Here is a 22,249-nt window from a genome sequence, read left to right as displayed (position 1 = left end):
AGCCCATGCTGCCGTATCACCGTCTGACTCCCGGCAGCCTGACCGGACTGGCCTGCGGCGAGGGAGATCCGGACACCCTTACCCTCCTGCTCGCGGCTGAACGCAGCCGGCGCCTGCTGCTGCTGCGGATGCTCGACGACGCCACCGAACTCGGTCCCGGGTGGGACCTCCTCAGCGAGGCGCAGCGCCGCGCCCCCGCCGTCGTCGACGAACTGCTCACGCATCCGCAGACAGGTATGTGGCTGGCCACAGCACTGCGCCGGCTGCGCGGGACGGCCGCGCGGGACGAGCCGCCGCTGTGGGTCGTACTCGGCCACTTCTCGGCGCTCGCCGCCGTGGCGGGGCTACGCGCGGAGATCGACTTCACCATCCAGGTGCCGGTGCGGCACGGACGGGTCGTACTGCCTGCCCTCGGCTGTGCGGTGGTGCCGGCGGCCGAGCCCTGGACGACGGCCACGGTGCGGGTCGAGGCCGGGAACGCCGTGGTGGAGACGGCCGGGGCCACGGTCGCCGTACCGCCCACGCCCGGTTCGGCCGGACCGGGATGGCACCCGCTGCGCCGGCTCACGGTCGGTCCGGCGCGGCAGCGGCTGGAGGTGGCACTCGACGACGTGGACCCCTATCGAACGTATCCGCAGCCGACCGAGCCGCGCCCCCTGTCCGAGGAGGCCGCCGGGCGGTGGCGGCAGGTGCTGGAGCGGGCCTGGGACGTGCTGCGGCAGGAGCAGCCCGGTACGGCGGAGGCCATGCGGCGCGGCGTGTTGTCGCTGACGCCGACCCCGGCAAGGGAAAGGTTTCGGCCGCGCAGCGTGACATCGGGCGACGCCTTCGGCGGCATCGAGGCCTCGGATCCGGACGACGCCGTTCAGTTGGCCGTGACGCTCGTGCACGAGTTCCAGCACACCAAACTGGGCGGACTCCTGCATCTGACGCCCCTGCTGGCCGACGACTCCGACGGACGTACGGAACTGTGGTACGCGCCCTGGCGGGACGATCCGAGGCCCCTGGAAGGGCTGCTCCAGGGCATCTACGCCTTCGTGGGGATCACCCGCTTCTGGCGGACGCACCGCCGGAGCACCGGCGCGCACACCACCATGGCGGACTTCGAGTTCGCGCTGTGGCGGACCCACCTGTCGCGGGCGATCGAGCAGGTCCACCGCCATCCACGGCTCACCCCGCTCGGCGGTGTTCTGCTGGACACCCTGCGGGACCACTGCGCCCGGTGGCTGGAGGAGCCGGTGCCCGGGGAACAACTGGCCCTGGCCCGCCTCTGCGCCGACGACCACGTGGCCCGCTGGCGAGCCCACCATCTGCGGCCGCCCGCGCAGGCCGTGGACGAGGCCGTACACGCCTGGCTGGCCGGGGCGAGCGCACCGCCGGCCTCCCTGGCGGCCGAACCGGGCGTCGTCCCCGATCCCGCCGCACGCTGGCTGGACAGTCTGGCGATGCTCGTCCGGCACGGCATCGCCGCGACGGACGACGACCGTCCCGCGCCCGAGGAGGCCGAGAAGGCCGCGGCCCGGGTCACCGGAGCCCTCGCCGGCGACGCACTCCTCGCCCTGGGCGACCCCGCCGCGGCCCACCACGCCTACGTGACCGACCTGACCACGGACCGCGCCCGCCCCGGCGCCTGGTCGGGCCTGGGCCAGGCGCTCACGGCGACGGCCGAGGCACCGGAGGCGGCGCGCCTGCTCCGTCACCGGCCCGAACAAGCCCGGGCGGTCCACGAGTCCCTGTGGCACACCACCGGCGCGCCCCCGGACCCCGTGCGGCTGGCGACCTGGCTCGCCGGGCGTCAGGGCCCGCCCGGCGCCATCCGCTGACACATCACAGCGGCATGGGGTCGATGTCGCAGTTGGCCCGCTCCCTCGCCCGGGCCTGAAGGGTGGCGGGGTGCGGGGCGGGGTCGGCGGACCGCAGCCGCGGTCCGTCCAGCACCCGCTCCATCCGCTCCAGCGTGGCGGCGCGCAGTGCCTCGCCCTTCGACTCCTCACCCACCGCGATGCGGTCCAGGGACAGGTTCGCCGCGCACACCAGCGTCGTCGGGTGGTCCTCACCCAGCCGCGTCCGGCACAACTCCCAGGTCTCCTCGCCCAGTTCGCGTGCCTCGGCCTGCCGTCCCAGCGCGGTCAGATCGCTCGCGAGGTTGATCGCACAGGCCAGCGCGATCGGATGGTTCTCCCCGAGACGCCCGGTCAGCGACTCCAGGGCCGTCTCGTCCAGGCGCTTCGCCTCCTCCACCCGCCCCAGCAGGCGTAGCGTCACCGCGAGGTCGATGTCGGCGGCCAGGACGTGCGGGTGGTCGGGGGTGAAGAGTCTGCGGAAACGCTCCGACGCCTTCTCTCCACGGTCGCGGGCCGACTCCAGCTCACCGTTGTGCCGCAGCGCCACGGACAGCGCGAGCGCGGCCGTCAGGGACTCCGGGTGGGTGTCGCCGTAGCGGCGGGTGAACTGGTCGAACGCCTCGCGCGCCAGTTCCAGCGCGGTGGCGTGGTCGCCCTCCTTGCGGCAGGCCTCGCTCAACTGCCGGACGGTCTGCAGGGTCGTGGGGTTGCCGGGCCCGAAACCGGACCGGTAGCCGTCGACGACCGCCTGCTGGAGTGCGCGCGCGCCGACGTAGTCGCCGGTCTCCCGCACGTCGATGGCGATGCTCGCCTCGGTGTGCAGTGACTGCTGGTGGTCGCGGCCGAACAGCCGCGTCCTCATCACGTGCGTGTGCTGGTCCAGTTCCAGCGCCCGCTGGAACTCGCCCACCAGCCTGAGGCTCACGCCGAGGTTGTGAGCGGTGACCAGCGTGGTCGGGTCGTCCTCGCCGAAGGCGCGCCGGGCCCGCTCGTGGGCCATCTCGTCCAGTGCGGCACCGGCGTCGAAGTCACCCTGCACCCGTCGTACGGCGGCTTCGAGGTTCACCGTCTCCAGCGCGTCCTCGCGGGTGTCCTCCCGGTCGGTGGGCGCGGTGCGGGTGTACACGTCCTTGAGCACCGACACCAGGTCGGAGGCGTCGTTGTAGCGCCCCACCTTCAGGTACAGGAAGCCGAGCCACCAGCCCATCAGCCGGGTCTGCTGGTCCTCCACGCCGAACAGCCGCTGCCAGGACTCCCACGCCTGCTCGGAGAACTCACGGGCGACCGTGTGATCACCCCAGTACCAGAGGTACTTGGCCACGTTCATCACGAGTTCGCGCACCCAGGGCTGATCGGACTCGATGGCGGCCGACGCGATGACGTGGCCGTACAGCTCGGCGTAGCGCGGCCAGTTGACGGACTGGTTGGGCCCCTTCGGGTCGGCGGCCGCCAGGAGAGTGTGAGCCCCGCTGCGCATGCGTTTCTGTTCTTCGGGTGTCATGCGGTGGATCAGCACGGCCTGGACCAGGCGGTGCATCTCGATCGAGTTGGTGCGGTGGTCGATGCGGGCGAGGGAGTAGCGGTTGATCTCCCGGACGGCGCGGGCGAGCCGCATCGGGTCGTTCAGCGCCCGGTCGAGTTCCGGGTCGATGCTGGAGCCGCCGAGACCGGAGAAGATCGACCGGGAGATGGGATCGGGTGCGAAGTACGAGCACAGCTGGAGCAGGCGCAGGGCGGTGAGGCTGCGGGTCTCCAGGTGGTCGAGGGAGACGTTCCACGCGGCCGCGACCGGAAGCTGGTAGTCCGGAGGCGGCGACACCTCGAGGAGTTCGCTGCGCTTGTGCTCGAACAGCCGCAGGTACTCCGACACCGGCATCCCGGTCTCCGCCCGCCAGGCCGCGGCCTGTTCCAGGGCGAGCGGAAGGTCGCCGAGGGCGACGGCGAGCAGGTCCGCCTCGGAGTCGGAGAGTTCGTCGCCGTAGGCGCTGGAGCGGCGCAGCAGTTCCTTGCTCTCCTCCCGGGTGAAGACATCGACCTCCAGCGAGGGTCCGACCACGCTCCAGCGGCGGTTGCGGGAGGTGACGAGAATGGTGCCGCTGCCGCCGGTGGGGAAGTAGTCGCGCACCCGTTCCGGACTGTCCGCGTTGTCGAAGATCAGCAGCCAGCGGGAGTACGGCCGCCCTTCGCGCAGCGCCTCACGGACCGCGGGTCCGGCGATGTTGGCCTCGGCGCTGGTACCGAGACCGAGCCGCTGGGCGAGTTCCACCAGGGCCTGGCCGATCTGGCCGGGACGCTCGGCGGGGATCCACCAGACGATGTCGTAGTCGGCCTGGTGCCGGTAGGCGTACTCGATCGCCAGTTGGGTCTTCCCGACACCACCCATGCCGTGGATGGCCTCGGGCAGCACGGTGGTCGTGCCTTCCCGAAGGCGTTCGCTCAGTCGTTCGAGGAGGTCCACGCGGCCGGTGAAGTTCGGATTGCGCGGCGGGATGTTGCCCCAGATCCGCGGCTGCGTCGCACGGCCGCTCTCCACCGTTGGCTGCTGCTGCGTGGTGGCCATGGCCGTGGCTCCTTCTGCTTCTGAAGTTGTCTGGGGCCCCGTCGGGGCTGCTGAGCCGGAGGCCGGGGTTCCGGAGCCCCCGCCCTTGTGCAGACTGATCGTGTGGCGCCGGTTGTACTCGCGCAGTGCGCGTCCGAGCCGGTCGGCACGTGGCAGGAAACGACCGGACAGGGCGCGCAGCGCGATCAGCTCAACGCGCAGAAACGCCACGTTGAGCCGGGTCACGAGCGGCACGGCGGACGTCTCGAACGGTTCGTCGGCGGAGGGCGGAACCGGCTCGGTGCCCTCCGGCGGGACCGCGATCAGTTCCCGTACGTCGTGCAGCACGCGCGCGGTGTCCCGGCGGCGGGACAGCGCCAGTAACTCCTGGCGGATGTTCGGGCCGAAGGTGAAGGCCAGGTCGGCCGCGCGCTCGGCGTCCGCGCCGGCGGGCCGTACCAGGCCGCTCATCAGCAGCTCGGTGAGGTGCGCGGGACCGGCGCCCGGCACCGAGGCGGTCAGCGCGCGCATCACCGGGAGCGTCAGCGGGGCCGCCGCGAGACGGGTGGCCAGCGCGAACGCCGTGGGCGAAGCGGCGGCCCGGAACTCCGAGACCCGCTCCCACGGCGGTACGGCACTGGCGGGGTCGGGCACGTCCTCGACCCACGGCACGGCCCGGGCGGCGTCCGCCCGCCGCTTCCAGTCCCGGGCCCGGACCCCGGACGTCTCCGCCCAGTCCTCGAACCTCCCGGCCACCAGGTCGACCCAGGCGGACAGCGAACGCTCCGTCAGTTCCAGTACGGGCACGGGCACCACGTCGCTCCGCCCGGCCACGTCGTCGTCGACGGGCTCCAGGGGGGACGTGCGCAGTTGCCATTCCAGCGAGTGGTTGGGCGCCCAGGGCCGGTCGGCCCGCAGCCGCATACGGTGCGGGTCGAGACCGGTGCGGAACCAGAGGCGCTGGGGCAGCATGTGCACCACCGCGAGCGGTTCGGAGCGGCCGAGTTCACGCAACAGCGGCAGCACCGCGTCCGACCGCCAGCCCGCGGCCAGCCCGTCGGTCAGCACCAGCACCACCCGGTGCGCGGACTCGGCGGGGGGCAGGTGCTCGAGGCGGATGCGGGCCGGCTCGGTGTCGTCCGAACTCAGCAGCCGTACGCGGGTGACCGGGCCGAGCCCGTCCCGGGCGGCGAGTTCGTCGGCCAGCCGCCCGATCGTGTCGTCCCAGACCCGCATGCTGACGTGGTCGTCCACGACCAGCAGAACGGCGGGCCGGAGGCCGGATTCCGAGTGCCCCAGACCGCTCAGGGCGTCCGCCAGGACGTCGACTGACGCTTCGTCGGATCCCGGTGCCGATGCTGTTCGTGGGCCGTCGTCACACTGCATAAGCACTCTCAGAGCGTCCGGTAGTGCCCGAGCCGGGGAGTACCGAGAAGTCCCGCAGTTTGCGGGCATGCGTGACAGCCACGTGCCCAGCCTGGCAGCGGCGGGCGTGCGTTGCAACACGGCCTGCCGTAGCAGTGGGAAGGAGGAATGGAACAGTCGAACGGCGGGTGGTTTCTGCCCCCCTGAGCTGTCACGCATGTACGACGGCCCGCGAGCCGCCCTCGGAATCAGCGTGACAGCCCCCGCTGCCGCGTGCAAGACCGCGTCCAGGCCACTCCGGGACGCCGGCGACGGGCCGGCGAACGCCTGCGCCGAATGGGCGAACGACGACCGCGGCCCGCCGGACGGCGCCACCGAACCGACAGACGACGACTGCGCCGAGCGGGCGGACGACGACCGCCGGTCGGGAGGCGGCTGCGCCGAACCGACAGACGACGACCGCGGACCGGCAGGCGGCTGCGCCGAGCGGGCGGACGACGACCGGCCGCCAGGCGGCTGCGCCGAACCGGCAGACGACGACCGCAAGCCGCTCGACGAGCCCGCCCCGAGCCCTCCGCCGGTATCCGACCCCATGACCTACACCGGGCCGGGCGGACCGGGCCGATGCTCCGGATCGTCCAGCAGGATCGCCAGGTGGCGGCCGACGTGCCGCTCCCAGCCGCCGGGGCCGAGTGCCAGCGCTTCCTTGCGCCACTGTCCGACGCGTTCCGCGAGCCGGCCCAGCCCCCGGTCCTCGAGGATCTCGCTGATGGCGTCCTGGAACATGGGGTCCGCGCAGTCGCTGCGGTGCCAGATCATCGCGGGCACCCCGGCCCGCAGCCCGGCGAGGATCTCCTGGCGGCCGATACCCGACGCGTCACCGGGGGGCTGGCTGAGCACCAGGCACACCGCGTGCTGGTCCTCCTTCAGCTCGCGCTCCAGGTGGAAGAAGTACGCCCCGTCCTGCTCCGGACGGCTCCGGTGCGAGTGGCTGTCCGCGGGACGCTCCCGCAGCTGCCGCCACTTGCTGTGCCAGGGCCGGTGCCACGCGGCCCGCTGTAACCGCTCCAGGCTGCGGACCACCACCGGGTAGTCGAGGGCCAGCGGCGTCGGGGAGGTGGTGTCCGACTCCTTCGACCACCACTCGACGGGCTCGTTGAGCAGCTCCCAGGGCAGCACGAACTCCAGGATCACGGGCTGCCGCAGGTCGGCCCACCGCTCCTCGGTCTCCTCGACCAGTTTCTCCACCGCGCCCGGGAGCTCGTCGAGGCGCAGGTGGACGGTCTCGCCCGGCACGGGGTGCCAGCCCTCGGAGTCCGACTGGCGCCAGTGCGACAGGTAGTAGCGGTCGGCCTCGATCCGGTCCGGCTCGAACTGGATCATCAGATAGGCGGGGACCAGGGAGGGCGCGGGCTGCGGGAAGTCCGAGCGCTGCCAGTCCGCGAGCACCCGCTCCAGGCCCAGGGCACCGGCCTGGCCGCGGTTGAACCGGCGGACCAGTTCGGCGGCGTCGGGGGTGCCGTCCTCCATCAGCCGGTCGGCGGCCAGCGCGAGGAAGGCCATGCTGGGCGGGAGATCACCGGCCGGGGTGTTCTCGCCCGCCAGCCGCAGGAACACCTGCCAGGCGGTCTGGCACCAGGAGGGCAGCTCCTGCACCCGCGACCGGCTCGCCCGGCGCGCCATGGCGGCGAGGTCCGGGGGGCGCAGGGACAGCAGGACGGGCCGCAGCTCGCCCAGGTCGGCGTTGTTGAAGAAGTCGACGGCCTCCCACTCGTCCACGAGCGGCCACAGCCCGGCCACCGTCGCCGACTGCTGTTCGACGTACTCCAGCGACCGCACCAGGCAGGCCGGGCCGTCCCCGACGGCGGTGCATCCCTTGACGACCTGCAGGAGCCACGGCCTCAGCCGGTCCCCGCCGAACGGTTCCACGGGCGAGCCGAGTTCGTCGGCGAGCAACTCCCGCCAGAGCTCACGGCTGCTCGCCTGGTTCACCGTGGCCGAGCCCTGCAGCACGTCCACGATGGAGACGACCAACCCGTTGCGGACCTGTTCCGGAGTACGCCCTCTCAACCCCGTTTCCTCCAGACAGCCGGCGCGGATCCCTGATGGTGCCGACCAGCGTAAGGCCGAGGAGCGGGGTGTGGGAGCGGAACGTCACCCTCTGTTGTCGGAGCCCCCTGTCGGATTCGAACCGACGACCTTCGCTTTACAAGAGCGGCGCTCTGACCAGCTGAGCTAAGGAGGCGTGCACGCGCGTGACGACGTACGTGCCCGAGCAGTGTACCCAGTCGCCCGCGGCCCCCGATCGAAAATTTCCGCGAAGTTCACAGGGGTCCGGGTACTGACAGACCAGGTGAACGCCAGGTACCGTCCAGAGCCAGTTCACTCATGTGGACTACACCACGTCGGGCTCGCCCGCGCGGGGTGGCTCACCACCTTCCACAACGGATCGTCCGGCACGTTCCTGCCGGTAGAAGGGGGCCCTTCACCATGGCCACTGTCTCGTTCGACAAGGCGACCCGGATCTACCCGGGTTCCACCAAGCCCGCCGTCGACGGTCTCGACATCCACATCGAGGACGGCGAGTTCCTCGTCCTGGTCGGTCCGTCCGGCTGCGGCAAGTCCACCTCGCTCCGCATGCTCGCGGGGCTCGAGGACGTGAACGGCGGCGCCATCCGCATCGGCGACCGCGACGTCACGCACCTGCCGCCGAAGGACCGGGACATCGCCATGGTGTTCCAGAACTACGCGCTCTACCCGCACATGTCGGTCGCCGACAACATGGGCTTCGCGCTCAAGATCGCCGGCATCAACAAGGCGGAGATCCGGCAGAAGGTCGAGGAGGCCGCGAAGATCCTCGACCTCACGGAGTACCTGGACCGCAAGCCGAAGGCCCTCTCCGGTGGTCAGCGCCAGCGTGTGGCCATGGGCCGCGCCATCGTGCGTGAGCCGCAGGTGTTCCTCATGGACGAGCCGCTGTCCAACCTGGACGCCAAGCTCCGCGTGTCCACGCGTACGCAGATCGCCTCGCTGCAGCGCCGCCTCGGCATCACCACCGTCTACGTCACCCACGACCAGGTCGAGGCCATGACGATGGGCGACCGTGTGGCCGTACTGAAGGACGGCCTGCTCCAGCAGGTCGACTCCCCGCGCAACATGTATGACCGCCCGGCGAACCTCTTCGTCGCCGGCTTCATCGGCTCCCCGGCGATGAACCTCGTCGAGGTCCCGATCACCGACGGCGGCGTGAAGTTCGGCAACAGCGTGGTGCCGGTCAACCGTGACGCCCTCAAGGCCGCCTCCGACAAGGGTGACCGCACCGTCACCGTCGGCGTCCGCCCCGAGCACTTCGACGTGGTCGAGCACAACGGCGCCGCCGCCTCCGCGCTGTCGAAGGACACCGAGGACGCCCCGGCCGGTCTCGCGGTCTCCGTGAACGTCGTCGAGGAGCTCGGCGCCGACGGTTACGTCTACGGCACCGCCGACGTCGACGGCGACGTCAAGGACCTCGTGGTCCGCGTCAACGGCCGCCAGGTGCCGGAGAAGGGCTCCCAGCTGCACGTCGTGCCGCGGCCGGGCGAGATCCACGTCTTCTCGACCTCCACGGGCGAGCGCCTCACCGACTGACGCGACCGGCGCCACCGGCGCGACGGACGCGACGGACGTTCCGAGGCACAGACCCGGGCAATTCAGCCGCGTTGACGAAGAGGGCCCCGCAGGCTGCTGCGGGGCCCTCTTCGCTGTCGCCAAATACCCCGGCAGACCGGGCATTTCGAGCTGTGTGCGTCAACGCACTACCCAATCGGGGGCACCAATTCATCCCCCGAACCGGTGACTAAATGTCGCCAATTCATTACCCCGCGCTACCCTCACACGCGTGAAGCACTCCACTAACCAACAGACGCGACGCGGCCAGGGCCCCGCCCGCCGGATCGGCCGCACGCTCGCCCTCGTCCTGCCCGTCGTCATGGTGCTTTCCGGCACTCTGGCGGTCACCCGGGTGAACTGGTCGGGCAGCCCGGCCGGCTCGGTCCTCGCGGCCTCGGACGCCTCGGCGGTGGGCGCCTCCTCGCGCAGGGCCGCCCTCGCCCCGCAGGACGTACTGCGCGACCAGCTTCTGACCGAACTCCAGGAGAAGGACCCGGGCATCGCGCTCACACACCTCCAGCAGGCCGTCAACGGCCGTCCGTCCCTGGCCGAGCACTGCGGCTCCATCGCCCGCGCCCTCGGCCGCGCCGCGGTCCGTGTCTACGGACCCTCCCGCGCGCAGTCCTACGCCCGCCCCGTCTGCGACACCTCCTTCGCCACCGGTGTCGCGGCCTCACACAGCTGACCGCGGTTCCTCCGCGTTCGCAGGAAGGCAACGGCTGGTTAAGGAACGGTTGCCGGCAGAAGCCGCAGGCAGGACGCGACGTACAGTTCGGTCATGACCGATCCGAACGCCGCGTCCCGCCCCGTTCAAGCCGTGATCCTGGCCGGTGGCCAGGGCTCCCGGCTGCGTCCCTACACCGACGACCGGCCCAAGCCGATGGTCGAGATCCCCGGCACGGGGACGCCGATCATCGGCCACCAGCTCGTCTGGCTCGCCGAGGAGGGCGTGACGGACGTCGTGGTCAGCTGCGGCCACCTCGCCGACGTCCTGCAGAACTGGCTGAAGACGGCCGACCTGCCGGTGAACGTCCAGACCGTCGTCGAGACCGAGCCCCTCGGCCGCGGCGGAGGCCTCAGGTACGCCGCCGCGCGCCTCCCGCACCCGGACCGGCCCTGGTACGCCACCAACGGCGACATATGGACCCGCTTCTCGCTGCGCGACATGGCGGACTTCCACGCCGAGCGCGACGCCGTCGCCACCCTCGCGCTGGCCCGCCCGCGCATCCCGTGGGGCGCCGTGCAGACGGACGGCTTCGGTCACATCACCGACTTCATCGAGGCCCCGCCGACGACGTACGAGATCAACGCCGGCGTGTACGTCTTCTCCCCCGGGTTCGCCGACCTGCTCCCCGAGCGCGGCGACCACGAGCGCACCACGTTCCCGCACCTGGCCCGCCAGCGCCGCCTGGCCGGCTTCCCGATTCCCCAGGGTGCCTACTGGCGCGCCATCGACACCGCCAAGGACCTCACGGAGGCAGCGAAGGAACTGGCGGCACTGGGGCGCTGACCGGCCCTTCCGGTACGCCGCTGACCCGTGGATCACCCACATGCCGTACGACGACGGGGTCCCGCACGGAAAACGTGCGGGACCCCGTCGTCGTACGGGCCGGAGGATGGTTCAGCCGGCGGGCGTGCCCAGGATGCCGCCCACCGGCTCGGTTACCCCAACAGGCCGCCCACCAGGCCCGGCTGGCCGGAGGACGAGCCTCCGCCGCCGGAGCCACCACTCGAGCCCCCACTCGTGGAGCTGCCCCCGCCGGTGGCACTGCCGCCGGAGGTCGGGCCGGAGCTGGTGCTCGGCACCTGCTGGGCCGGAGCGGACTGCTGCGGCGGGGCCGCCTGGCCCGCGGCGCCCTGGGTCTGGCTGGGCGCGCCACCGGTGACCGTGCCGGTCTCGCGGGCGGCACCCGGGGTGGTCGCCCGGGCGGACGGGCTGGCCTCGTTCTCCGACGCGGCGCTCCGGCTGGGCGAGCCCGGGGCGGAGGGCGTCGCCTTGTGCCGCTTGCCGGGCTCCTCGGGAAGCGGGGAGCCGGGCAGCTCGTTGCGCGGGGCCTCGCCGGGGCCGGGGACGACCACACGGTCGGAGTCCCGGACGGCACCGCCGAGCAGTGAGCCGATGAGCAGCGTGAGGCCGACCGTGACGGTGGTGACGAGGGCACCGCGCCGCAGGACGTACTGGCGCAGCTCCCAGATGTCGGAGCGTGGGCCGAGCCGGCGCCAGGCACTGCCCGCGAGCCGCCCGTCGACGGAGTAGACGGGGGCACCGGCGATGATCAGCGGGGACCAGGCGGCGAGGTAGATGATGTCGGGGGCGTCGTAGACCGGGAGGGTCTTCCAGCTGACGGTGACGATGAGCGCGGCGGAGAGCATCGCGCCGAACACGGCGGCGACCCGCTGCCAGCAGCCCAGCACCGTGAGCACGCCCACGACGACCTGGAGGAAGGCGATGACGAGGCCGGAGCCGACGGGGTGCTGGAGGGCGAACTGGCGCAGCGGCTCGGCTACTTCCCAGGGGTGCAGGGTGTTGAGCCACTTGACCATGGAGCCGCGTTTGCCGCCGTCGAAGTAGACGGGGTCGCAGAGCTTGCCCATGCCGGCGTAGATGGAGATGAAGCCGAGGAAGATGCGCAGCGGGAGCAGGACGACGCCGAGGTTCATCCGGCGGCCCGGGTAGTAGGCGTGCCGGGCGGGGTCGTCGGCGTGGCGCTTTCCGCGCCGGCCCGTGCCCGCCGTCTCCTCGGACTCCGCGAACTCCTCGAACCGCTCGCGTCCGTAGGTGTTCTCGTCGTAGGCGGATCGGTCGTAGGCGGCCTCGCCGTAGGCCGGTTCGTCGTAGGCGGAGCCGACGGTGCGCATGTGCGGCAGGAGCCGGGTACCGCTCGCTTCCGGGGTGCGCTGGGCGCCGACCACGGGGGTCTCGACGGTCTGGCTCAGGTCGTCGTAGCCGTCGCCGGGGAAGCCGCCGCCGGCGCCGACGCGCGGGATGACCTGGGTCGCCCCGGCGTCGGCGGAGGGCTCGTCGCCGTAGCGTACGCTGCCGCCCCGCACCGCCTGGAGCAGCCGGTGTGCGCCGGTGTCGTCGGGCGCCGACCTGCCGCTCCAGACGACGGGCCGGCGACGGGCACCGGCGGGCATACGGGCGGGATCCTCGGTGGCGCTCAAGTGCCGCGCGATCCGCGAGGATTGGGTGCGCCGCGTCGATGCGCCCAACTGCACGCGGAAGCTCGCATGATTGACGATGATCTGCGCCGGATCGCTCGGCACCTTCACCATGCTCAGCGCGGGAGCGTCGTCGAATCCCGACGGGCCGTCCCCCGTGGGTGTGCGGGGTGTTCTGGTGTCCACACTCATCTAACCGAGTGACGTGTGCTTAGGACACTGCTTTGACTCGCCGGATGTGTCCGGACCGCGTCAAGCTTGCCCTGGACGCCGGGATTGACCCGTACGGGTGCGGCCGTGAACGTGTGTTCAGGCCCGCCGGCGCGCCGCCTCGTACAGCACGACCCCCGCCGCCACACCGGCGTTGAGCGACTCGGCGCCACCGGGCATCGGGATCCGCACCCGGTGGTCACAGGTTTCGCCGACGAGCCGGGACAGGCCCTTGCCCTCGCTGCCGACGACGATGACGACCGGTCCGTCCAGCGCGGGCAGCTCACCGATCTCGGTCTCGCCGTCCGCGGCGAGACCGATGACCACGATGCCCGCCTTCTTGTACGCCTCCAGGGCGCGCGTCAGGTTGGTGGCGCGGGCGACGGGCGTACGGGCGGCGGCACCGGCGGACGTCTTCCAGGCACCGGCGGTCATCCCCGCCGCGCGCCGCTCGGGCACGACGACACCGTGTCCGCCGAAGGCGGCGACGGACCGCACGACGGCACCGAGGTTGCGCGGGTCGGTGACCCCGTCGAGGGCGACGATGAGCGGGTCCTGGCCGTTGTCGTAGGCGGCGTTGGCGAGGTCCTCGGGGTGCGCGTACTCGTACGGCGGGACCTGGAGCACGAGACCCTGGTGGTTGAGCCCGTTGGTCATCCGGTCGAGCTCGGGGCGCGGCGCCTCCATGAGGTGGATGCCGCCGCGCTCGGCGGCGAGCTGCAGCGCCTCGCGCACCCGCTCGTCGTTGTCGATGAACTGCTGGACGTACAGCATGGAGGCGGGCACGCCCTCGCGCAGCGCCTCGACGACGGAGTTGCGCCCGACGACCATCTCGGACGTGCCCTTGCCGCCCCGGCCGCGCGGCGCGGGACGGCGCACGGCCTGCTTCACCTTGGCGTTGGCGATCCGGTTCTTCTTGTGTCCCTTGCGCGCCTCGGCCGGCGGGGTGGGGCCCTTGCCCTCGAGGCCCCGGCGTCGCTGGCCGCCACTGCCGACCTGCGCGCCCTTCTTGCCGGACATGCGGCGGTTGTTAGCGGCCATGACCTACCTGTCTGTGTAAGGCGTGCGGAAGCCTCTGCTGAGGCCGCACTGATTGCGTACGTCTATGAAGTGTGCCGCCCGGAGGCCCGGACGGCACAATCGATCACCTGAGCCACGGCGGACTCAGCGCGGGCCGAGGTTCCAGCGCGGCCCCTGCGGGCCGTCCTCGATGACGAGCCCCGACTGGTTGAGCTGGTCGCGGATGGCGTCCGCGGTCCCCCAGTCCTTGCGGGTGCGGGCCGCCTCGCGCTGGTCGAGCACGAGACGTACGAGGCTGTCGACGACGCCGTGCAGATCGTCGCCGCGGTCGTTCCCGCCGGCCCAGTGCGGGTCGAGCGGGTCCAGCCCGAGGACGCCGAGCATGGCCCGGACCTCGGCGAGGCGGGCGACGGCGGCTTCCTTGTCGTCGGCGGCCAGCGCGCTGTTGCCCTGCCGGACGGCGGTGTGGACGATGGCGAGCGCCTGCGGCACGCCCAGGTCGTCGTCCATCGCCTCGGCGAAGGCGGGCGGCACCTCGGCGGCGGGTTCGACGGCGCCCCCGGCCTTCTCCACCACCCGCTGCACGAAGCCCTCGATACGGGCGAACGCCGACTCGGCCTCGCGCAGCGACTCCTCGCTGTACTCGATCATCGAGCGGTAGTGGGGGGTGCCGAGGTAGTAGCGCAGCACGATGGGCCGCCACCGCGTGACCATCTCACTCACCAGGACCGAGTTGCCGAGCGACTTGGACATCTTGTCGCCGGCCATGGTGACCCAGGCGTTGTGCACCCAGTACTGGGCGAAGTCGTCGCCGAAGGCCTTGGCCTGGGCGATCTCGTTCTCGTGGTGCGGGAAGATCAGGTCGAGCCCGCCGCCGTGGATGTCGAAGGCGGTGCCCAGGTACTTGTGCGCCATCGCGGAGCACTCCAGGTGCCAGCCGGGCCGCCCGCGGCCCCACGGGGTGGCCCAGGTCGGCTCGCCCGGCTTGGCGGACTTCCACATGGCGAAGTCACGCGGGTCGCGCTTGCCCGTCTCCCCGTCACCCGACGGCTGGAGCAGGTTGTCCAGTTCCTGCCGGGACAGTTGGAGGTAGCCGGGGAAGGAGCGCACGTCGAAGTAGACGTTGCCGTCCGACTCGTAGGCGTGACCGCGCTCGATGAGGCCCTGCATCATCTCGATCATCTCGGGCACGTGGCCGGTGGCGCGTGGCTCGTACGCCGGCGGCAGGCAGCCGAGGGCCGCGTAGCCGTCGTTGAACGCGCGCTCGTTCTCGTACCCGATCGACCACCAGGGCCGCTTCTGCTCGGCGGCCTTCGTGATGATCTTGTCGTCGATGTCCGTCACGTTGCGGATGAAGGTGACGTCATAGCCGCGGTACTCGAACCAGCGGCGCATGATGTCGAAGTTGAGCCCCGACCGGATGTGCCCGATGTGGGGGGCCGCCTGCACGGTGGCGCCACAGAGGTAGATCGAGACACAACCCGGCTTGAGCGGGGCGAAGTCACGAATCTGCCGGGCACTGGTGTCGTACAGGCGAATAGTCACCCCTCCAGGGTAGTGGGCGCGGGGCAATGCCTCAGACGGTTGGGGTGAAGTCGGGCACGGGCACCGCGGGGCTCGCCCCGACCACGGGCAACACCCTCTTCAGCCGGCCCGCACGACCGACGCCGCCCCGCCACCGTCAGCCCTTCAGCCGGTCCGTACGACCAACGCCGTGGCCACCGCCATCAGTCCTTCGCCGCGGCCGGGGAATCCGAGCCCGTCCGTCGTCGCCCCCGACACCGACACCGGGGCTCCCGCCGCCTCCGAGAGGATCTTCTGGGCCTCCTCGCGGCGCTTGCCGATCTTCGGCCTGGGGCCGACGACCTGCACCGCGATGTTGCCGATCCGGAACCCGGCCGCCCGCACGATCCGGGCGGCCTCCGTCAACAGCGTCACCCCCGACGTGCCCGACCACTCGGGCCGCCCGGTGCCGAAGTGCTGCCCGAGGTCACCCAGTCCGGCCGCCGAGAAGAGCGCGTTGCACGCGGCGTGCGCGACGACGTCCGCGTCGGAGTGACCGGCGAGCCCGGTCCCCTCGCCCTCCCACTTCAGGCCGGCGCACCACAGCTCGCGGCCCTCCTCGAAGGCGTGGATGTCGGTGCCGATGCCCACCTGGGGCAACACCGGGAGGTCCTCAGAAGCCATCGTTGAGCCTCCGGCGCGTCAGAACCGCCTCCGCGAGCAGCAGGTCCAGCGGCCGGGTGACCTTGAAGGCCTCCTCGTGTCCGGGCACGACCACGACCGTCAGTCCCAGCTGTTCCACCATGCTCGCGTCGTCGGTGACGTCGTCGGTCACCGTCTCGTGCGCCCGGACCAGCGTCGCGCGGTCGAAACCCTGCGGGGTCTGCACCGCCCGCAGCAGCGCCCGCTGCGGCGTCGCGACCACCGGTTCCGGCTCCCCCGGCGTCGCCGCCGGCTCGACCTGCTTGACGGTGTCCGCCAGCGGCAGCGCCGGCACCACGGCGGGAGCGCCGTCGCGTACGGCCTCGATCACGGCGTCCACCGTGTCCACCGGCACCAGCGGCCGGGCCGCGTCGTGCACGAGCACGATGTCGTGGCCGGGCGGCAGGGCGTCCAGGCCGAGCTTCACCGACTCCTGGCGGGTGTCACCGCCGGGCACGACCAGGAAGTCGGTCCGTTCGGGCAGCGCGTGTGCGTCCAGCAGGGACTTGACCTCGGCGGCTTCGTCGGGCGGGGCCACGACGACGACCAGGGAGACGGCGCGGGACGCGGCCATGGCGCGCACCGCGTGGATGAGCATCGGCGTGCCGTTCAGCGCGCGGAGCGCTTTGGGGGCACCCGGACCAAGGCGTACGCCCCGGCCGGCGGCCGGGATCACGGCGGCGGTACGGGCCCCGACGGGCGAGGGGCGCGAAAGGTCAGACATCGGTTCCTGTCAGGTTTGTGTGCCGAACCTACGTGGGTATGGCCAGGAGGAGTGCCGGGCGCGACGCCTTGACCGGACCCTTCCGTGACCCCGGTCCAGGCGACAGCCCGGGCCCGGCACGCCAAGTATCGGGGCCGCACCTCGTAGGTACGGCGTCCGGGCTCGCAGTGCCTCGCCGTACGGCATTCGCGAGGTTTCGTGCGCACAGGCTTGTCCGCGGAGTCTTGTGGTCTCGTCATTCAGCGTCAGCGTCCGGGCATGAACATGCCGCAGCGCCCGGCGACAGGAATACGTCATCGGGCACCGCGGCATTTCACTGTGCGCTGGGCTGAGCGGGCTGGCTGCCGGCGTCAGTTCAGGACGCGAGAACCTCGTCGAGCAGGGCCTCGGCCTTGTCCTCGTTCGTGTTCTCCGCGAGAGCGAGCTCGCTCACCAGGATCTGGCGGGCCTTGGCGAGCATGCGCTTCTCACCTGCGGAGAGTCCGCGCTCGCGCTCACGACGCCACAGGTCACGCACGACTTCCGCGACCTTGATGACATCGCCGGAGGCGAGCTTCTCCAGGTTTGCCTTGTAACGACGCGACCAGTTCGTGGGCTCCTCGGCGTACGGCGCGCGCAGCACCTCGAAGACCCGGTCCAGTCCGTCCTGACCGACCACATCACGCACGCCGACGAACTCCGCATTGTCCGCTGGCACACGTACCGTCAGATCACCCTGGGCGACCTTCAGCACCAAGTAGGTCTTGTCCACGCCTTTGATCTGGCGAGTTTCGATAGCCTCGATCAGCGCGGCCCCGTGATGGGGATAGACCACGGTGTCGCCAACCTTGAACGTCATGTGACAGGTACCCCTTCCGTGGCTATCCAGAGTAACACGGAAACTGCGTGTTCTGAATGGCGTTTTCGCAGGTCAGGGCACATCTCGGGGCTTGACAACTGCGACACGAACGTGCTGCGCGGGCCGAGCGCAGGAAGGTATTCGCAGGTCGGAGCCACTGTCCGGCGGAGGTGAAACCCGTACGTTACACACATCGGGAGGCCCTCCAGAGAGGACGAACGTCCCCATATGTCCGGTTCCAAGCGTGCGACTTCCGCTACTCCGTTCGGTGCGAGCGACGGGTACGGGACGAATCCGGAATTGATCACGACAGTCGGCGGAAGGCGCGGCGGAAGCGTCACGGATGGTTCGCGGAACGTCCGGCAGAACGTGTGGCGGAAGCCCTCCGGAACGTTCCGACGGAAGGTCCCCGGAACGTGTGCCGGAAGGTCCGACTCGGCAGTCGGTGATCAATTCCCGGGGTGGCCGCGCATTCCTTCACGGAAATTTTGCGAGCCGGTGCGCGCGGTATGCCTGAGCTCTTATGTGAATGGCGGACGAGTGCGCGTCAATGCGGCTCCGGAGCACTTGTGAACGCCTGCGGCACGGCCCGCGACCCCGGACCGACCCGAAAGACAGGCCCCGCGGGGAGGGTCGGGTGCGGCGCGGCGGGAACGGCTCGGTAACCTAAGGCCGCTGACAGACACTTAGCGCGGCTTTACGGCCGCCTCGCTCACAAGTCAAGGAGTTGCCGCCGCCGTGAGCAGCAGCCTTCGACGCGGCGCCCTCGCCGCCGCCGCCACCGCGTTCTCGATCGCCGCGCTCTCCGCGTGCGCGGCCGGCACCGACGCGCAGACCCTCGAGGTCAAGCCGGACAACGCGGAGACGGCGGTCGGTGACATCAAGATCCAGAACGCCATTGTCATCACCCAGCCCGTCACCGACTCCCCGGGCCCGGCCGTGGTCTCCGCCACCCTTTTCAACACCGGCTCCACCCCCCAGACCCTGGACGCGGTCAGCGTCGCGGGCGACGGCAGCGCGAAGATCACGCCCGCCAAGGGCAAGGGCAAGCTGACCATTCCGCCCGGCGGTCACGTCATCCTCGGCGGCGACGGCAACGCCTCGGCCGCGCTCACCGACCCCGGTGAGGCCGTCAGGGACGGCAACGCGCAGAAGGTCACCTTCACCTTCAGCAAGACCGGCGACGTGAGCCTGCGGGCCTTCGTGGTCCCCGCCGACAGGTACTTCACCACGTGGGGTCCGTCCAAGGTCCCGGCGGCGCCGGACGCCGGCTCCTCGCCGAGCGCGGGCTCCTCCGAGAAGCCGTCCGGCGACGCGTCGGCGTCCGGGACCGCCTCCGAGTCGCCCTCCTCGACGGACTCGGCGTCCGCGAGCGAGTCGGCCGCCGGCAACTGAGCGGTCGTACCACCGGCACCACGGTCACCACCGGCACGGAGCAGTGACGGATACGGCGGAAGGGCGGGTCCTCCTCGCGAGGAGGACCCGCCCTTCCGCCGTATCCGAACCCGCCCCTGGCCGTCAGGCCATGGGGACGGCGGCCTACGGCTCGAACTTGTAGCCGAGGCCGCGGACGGTCACCAGGTAGCGCGGCGCGCCCGGGTCCGGCTCGATCTTGGCGCGCAGCCGCTTGACGTGCACGTCGAGGGTCTTGGTGTCACCGACGTAGTCGGCACCCCAGACGCGGTCGATGAGCTGCATGCGGGTCAGGACCCGGCCGGCGTTGCGGAGCAGCATCTCCAGGAGGTCGAACTCCTTGAGCGGCAGATCCACCTTCGAGCCGGAGACCGTGACCACGTGGCGGTCGACGTCCATCCGGACCGGGCCCGCCTCCAGCGCGGCGGGCGTGACCTCCTCCGGCTCGCCGCGACGGCGCAGGACGGCCCGGATGCGGGCGACCAGCTCGCGGGAGGAGAACGGCTTGGTCACGTAGTCGTCGGCTCCTATTTCCAGGCCGACGACCTTGTCGATCTCGCTGTCCTTCGCGGTGACCATGATCACCGGGACGTTGGAGCGGCCGCGCAGCTGGCGGCACACCTCAGTGCCCGGCAGGCCGGGCAGCATCAGGTCGAGCAGGACGAGGTCGGCGCCGTTGCGTTCGAACTCGTCGAGTCCGTCGGGCCCGGTGGTCGCCACGGCGACCTCGAAGCCCTCCTTGCGGAGCATGTACGACAGGGCGTCGGAGAAGGACTCCTCGTCCTCGACGACAAGCACTCGGGTCACGGAAGGACCTCCGGGGCGGGAAGCGGTTCGTACGGGGGCGTGTGGGGGTGTGGGGAAGAGGACCGCCCGGGCTCGTCGTCGAACCCGTCGTCGGCGGGGTGCTGCTGGGCGCGGTCTCGGGCCGCACCCGCCTCCGGCAGCCGCAGGGTGAACGTGGAGCCCTGACCCTCAGCGCTCCACACCGTGACCTCCCCGCCGTGCGAGGCGGCCACGTGCTTGACGATCGCCAGCCCGAGGCCCGTACCACCCGTGGCACGGGATCGGGCCGGGTCGACGCGGTAGAAGCGCTCGAAGATGCGCTCCTTGTCCTTTTCGGTGATGCCGATGCCCTGGTCGGTGACGGCGACCTCGATCATGTCACCACCCGTCGCGGTCAACCGGCGGGCGGCTATGCCGACCCGCGTCCGCGCGGGTGAATAGTTGACGGCGTTCTCGACGAGGTTGCCCAGGGCGGCGGCGAGCTGCCCCCGGTTCCCCCAGACGTGCAGGTCGGCGGTGCCGCCGGCGGCCATGGTGATCTGCTTGGTGCCGGCCTGGTGCCGGCAGCGGTCGATGGCCTCGGCGACGAGTTCGTCCACGCGGACGGGTTCGGCGTCCTCCAGCGGGTCGTCGTTCTGGACCCGCGAGAGGTCGATGAGCTCCTGCACCAGGTTGGTGAGCCGGGTCGCCTCGATCTGCATGCGCCCGGCGAAGCGCTGCACGGCGTCCGGTTCGTCGGCGGCGTCCATGACGGCCTCGGACAGGAGGGAGAGCGCCCCGACCGGGGTCTTGAGCTCGTGGCTGACATTGGCGACGAAGTCGCGCCGTACCGCCTCGATGCGCCGGGCCTCGGTGAGGTCCTCGACGAGCAGGAGGACGAGCCGGGAGCCGAGCGGGGCGACTCTGGCGGACACGGCGAGTGCCTCGCCCCGCCCGGTGCCCCGCCTCGGGAGGTCCAGCTCGACCTGGCGTATCTCCCCGTCGCGCCGGGTGTCCCGGGCCATCAGGAGCATCGGCTCCACGGAGAGCTTGCCGCCGCGGACCAGCCCGAGGGCGTACGCCGCCGAGCTGGCCTTGACCACGGCGTCCGCCTCGTCGAGGACGACGGCCGAGGAGCGGAGCACGGAGAGCACCGTGTCCACACCCGGCGGAAGGACCGGGTCCGTATGCAGCGAGGTTCTGGTCGGTCGCTTCTGGTCGCGTTCGCTCCAGCGGAACGCCAGCATGGCGATGACACCGGTGAGTACCCCGGCGATCGCTGCCGCTGCGGCGACCGCCGCGTTCACGTCCATGCGTTCAGGTTAGGCATGGGATCCATCCTGGCCACAGCCATCCGAGTGCGAGCTCGAACACTCGTCGCCCAGAGTTCACCTAGGAGCCAGTGTTGGTTCATTTGGGGTGACGGAAACCGACGCGTACAGGCCCGAACGTGGGAGCGTGGGGTTCGCACCGCCGGTTTTCAGCCGAAGCTACGGCCCCCGGAGCCCCCGGAGCCCCAGAGATCACGTAGGAGAGGGAACCCTGATGCGGGACGCGTACCACGAGGAACTGGATTCGATCGGCGACGGACTGGTGGAGATGGCCCGGCTGGTCGGCTCGGCGATCGGGCGCGCCACGACGGCCATCCTCGACTCCGACCTGAAGCTGGCCGAAAGCGTCATCGAGGCCGACAAGAAGGTCGACGAGCTGCAGCACGACCTGGAGGCCCGGGCCATAGCCTTGCTGGCCCGTCAGCAGCCGGTGGCGACGGACCTCAGGATCGTCGTCACCTCACTGCGCATGTCGGCCGACCTGGAGCGCTCGGGTGACCTGGCCCAGCACGTGGCCAAACTGGCCCGGCTGCGCTTCCCCGAGCGGGCCATCCCGCACGACCTGCACGCCACCATCCTGGAGATGGGCCAGCTCGCGCAGCGCCTGATGGCGAAGGCCGCCGAGGTGATCATCACCAAGGACGTCGACCTGGCCCTCCAGCTGGAGCAGGACGACGACGAGATGGACCTCCTGCACCGCACGCTCTTCCAGCACCTGCTGGACGACAAGTGGAAGCACGGCATCGAGACGGCCGTGGACGTGACCCTGCTCGGCCGCTACTACGAGCGCTTCGCGGACCACGCGGTCTCGGTGGCGAAGCGGGTGGTGTACCTGGTGACGGGTGAGCACGCGGACGCCGTCCAGCAGGACATCCAGCCGGTCACCGGGGTCGAGGGGGCCTGACCAGAGGCGCGACGGGGGTCCGGCCGAAGGCGCGACCGGGGTCGGGCCTGTCGGGACGTGGTGTGGCCGCGGGGTGTGGCGAGACCGGAGTGGCGGAACGGGAGTTGACGACGCCGTGCTCCGCCCGCGCGCGAGCCACTGTGCGCCGTTGATGCGCCCAGGGGAACGGGCATGCAATGGGCACAGGCACCAGCCTCCAGGAGGGACCCATGGCCGAATCCCCCAGCACTCCCGCGCCCGACCCCACGCAGGAACGCCGGACCGATCAGCCCACCGAGATC

At 71.3% G+C, this 22,249-nt stretch carries 16 protein-coding genes and 1 tRNA gene; 6 read left to right on the top strand and 11 right to left on the bottom strand.

The window, feature by feature from the left end:
- Window positions 1-5 precede the first annotated feature (5 nt).
- Window positions 6-1,823 (top strand): HEXXH motif domain-containing protein, encoded by a 1,818-nt coding sequence (locus OG985_RS25185; RefSeq protein ID WP_371670598.1) that lies wholly within the window; start codon window positions 6-8, stop codon window positions 1,821-1,823.
- Window positions 1,824-1,827: 4 nt separating this feature from the next.
- Here OG985_RS25185 and fxsT read toward each other — a convergent pair whose 3' ends face one another.
- From fxsT to OG985_RS25170, 3 genes are all read right to left on the bottom strand, one after another.
- Window positions 1,828-5,769, bottom strand: a complete 3,942-nt coding sequence (gene fxsT, locus OG985_RS25180; protein ID WP_371674488.1) for an FxSxx-COOH system tetratricopeptide repeat protein — start codon at window positions 5,767-5,769, stop codon at window positions 1,828-1,830.
- A 576-nt stretch (window positions 5,770-6,345) separates the two neighbouring features.
- Complete coding sequence (locus OG985_RS25175) at window positions 6,346-7,818, bottom strand: hypothetical protein (RefSeq protein WP_371670597.1); 1,473 nt, start codon at window positions 7,816-7,818, stop codon at window positions 6,346-6,348.
- Between the two features lie 101 nt (window positions 7,819-7,919).
- A tRNA-Thr gene (locus tag OG985_RS25170) sits at window positions 7,920-7,993 on the bottom strand.
- A gap of 245 nt (window positions 7,994-8,238) precedes the next feature.
- Between OG985_RS25170 and OG985_RS25165 the strand changes: the two genes are divergently transcribed.
- From OG985_RS25165 to OG985_RS25155, 3 genes are all read left to right on the top strand, one after another.
- Window positions 8,239-9,375, top strand: a complete 1,137-nt coding sequence (locus tag OG985_RS25165) for an ABC transporter ATP-binding protein (protein ID WP_371670596.1) — start codon at window positions 8,239-8,241, stop codon at window positions 9,373-9,375.
- 250 nt (window positions 9,376-9,625) lie between these two features.
- A complete protein-coding gene (locus tag OG985_RS25160; RefSeq protein ID WP_371670595.1) occupies window positions 9,626-10,081 on the top strand; it encodes a hypothetical protein in 456 nt (151 codons plus the stop codon).
- Window positions 10,082-10,174: 93 nt separating this feature from the next.
- Window positions 10,175-10,906, top strand: coding sequence for an NDP-sugar synthase (locus tag OG985_RS25155; RefSeq protein ID WP_371670594.1), 732 nt, complete (start codon window positions 10,175-10,177; stop codon window positions 10,904-10,906).
- Window positions 10,907-11,058: 152 nt separating this feature from the next.
- Here the strand turns inward: OG985_RS25155 and OG985_RS25150 are convergent, their stop codons facing one another.
- The 6 genes from OG985_RS25150 to OG985_RS25125 all read right to left on the bottom strand — a co-directional run bounded on the left by OG985_RS25150 (window position 11,059) and on the right by OG985_RS25125 (window position 17,555).
- Complete coding sequence (locus OG985_RS25150) at window positions 11,059-12,750, bottom strand: DoxX family membrane protein (protein ID WP_371670593.1); 1,692 nt, start codon at window positions 12,748-12,750, stop codon at window positions 11,059-11,061.
- Between the two features lie 117 nt (window positions 12,751-12,867).
- The gene (gene rlmB, locus OG985_RS25145) at window positions 12,868-13,809 is read right to left on the bottom strand and encodes a 23S rRNA (guanosine(2251)-2'-O)-methyltransferase RlmB (protein ID WP_371670592.1); all 942 of its coding nucleotides are present in this window, start codon (window positions 13,807-13,809) and stop codon (window positions 12,868-12,870) included.
- A 123-nt stretch (window positions 13,810-13,932) separates the two neighbouring features.
- Window positions 13,933-15,333 (bottom strand): cysteine--tRNA ligase, encoded by a 1,401-nt coding sequence (cysS, locus tag OG985_RS25140; RefSeq protein WP_371670591.1) that lies wholly within the window; start codon window positions 15,331-15,333, stop codon window positions 13,933-13,935.
- Between the two features lie 144 nt (window positions 15,334-15,477).
- Window positions 15,478-15,975, bottom strand: a complete 498-nt coding sequence (gene ispF, locus OG985_RS25135; RefSeq protein WP_371670590.1) for a 2-C-methyl-D-erythritol 2,4-cyclodiphosphate synthase — start codon at window positions 15,973-15,975, stop codon at window positions 15,478-15,480.
- The gene (ispD, locus tag OG985_RS25130) at window positions 15,965-16,717 is read right to left on the bottom strand and encodes a 2-C-methyl-D-erythritol 4-phosphate cytidylyltransferase (RefSeq protein ID WP_371670589.1); all 753 of its coding nucleotides are present in this window, start codon (window positions 16,715-16,717) and stop codon (window positions 15,965-15,967) included. Before ispD ends, ispF begins: the two co-directional genes overlap by 11 nt.
- A gap of 355 nt (window positions 16,718-17,072) precedes the next feature.
- Entirely contained in the window at window positions 17,073-17,555 is a 483-nt protein-coding gene (locus OG985_RS25125; RefSeq protein WP_003953493.1) for a CarD family transcriptional regulator, read from the bottom strand.
- A 738-nt stretch (window positions 17,556-18,293) separates the two neighbouring features.
- On the opposite strand from OG985_RS25125, the gene OG985_RS25120 reads away from it, so the two are divergent.
- Window positions 18,294-18,950: a copper chaperone PCu(A)C gene (locus tag OG985_RS25120; protein WP_371670588.1), complete on the top strand. Its 657-nt coding sequence runs from the start codon at window positions 18,294-18,296 to the stop codon at window positions 18,948-18,950.
- 144 nt (window positions 18,951-19,094) lie between these two features.
- Here the strand turns inward: OG985_RS25120 and OG985_RS25115 are convergent, their stop codons facing one another.
- Window positions 19,095-19,775 carry a response regulator transcription factor gene (locus OG985_RS25115; RefSeq protein ID WP_015659563.1) on the bottom strand — a complete coding sequence of 227 codons (681 nt, stop codon included), beginning with the start codon at window positions 19,773-19,775 and terminating at the stop codon, window positions 19,095-19,097.
- Window positions 19,772-21,046: a sensor histidine kinase gene (locus OG985_RS25110; protein WP_371670587.1), complete on the bottom strand. Its 1,275-nt coding sequence runs from the start codon at window positions 21,044-21,046 to the stop codon at window positions 19,772-19,774. Before OG985_RS25110 ends, OG985_RS25115 begins: the two co-directional genes overlap by 4 nt.
- 232 nt (window positions 21,047-21,278) lie before the next feature.
- Here OG985_RS25110 and phoU point away from each other — a divergent pair, with 232 nt between their 5' ends.
- On the top strand, window positions 21,279-21,968 hold the full coding sequence (phoU, locus tag OG985_RS25105; RefSeq protein ID WP_371670586.1) for a phosphate signaling complex protein PhoU: 690 nt from the start codon (window positions 21,279-21,281) through the stop codon (window positions 21,966-21,968).
- Window positions 21,969-22,249: the final 281 nt, after the last annotated feature.

It is taken from the genome of Streptomyces sp. NBC_00289 (genome assembly GCF_041435115.1).
Taxonomy (GTDB): domain Bacteria; phylum Actinomycetota; class Actinomycetes; order Streptomycetales; family Streptomycetaceae; genus Streptomyces.
The sequence above is the reverse complement of the archived record's forward strand: the minus strand, read 5'-3'. Positions and strand labels throughout refer to the sequence as shown.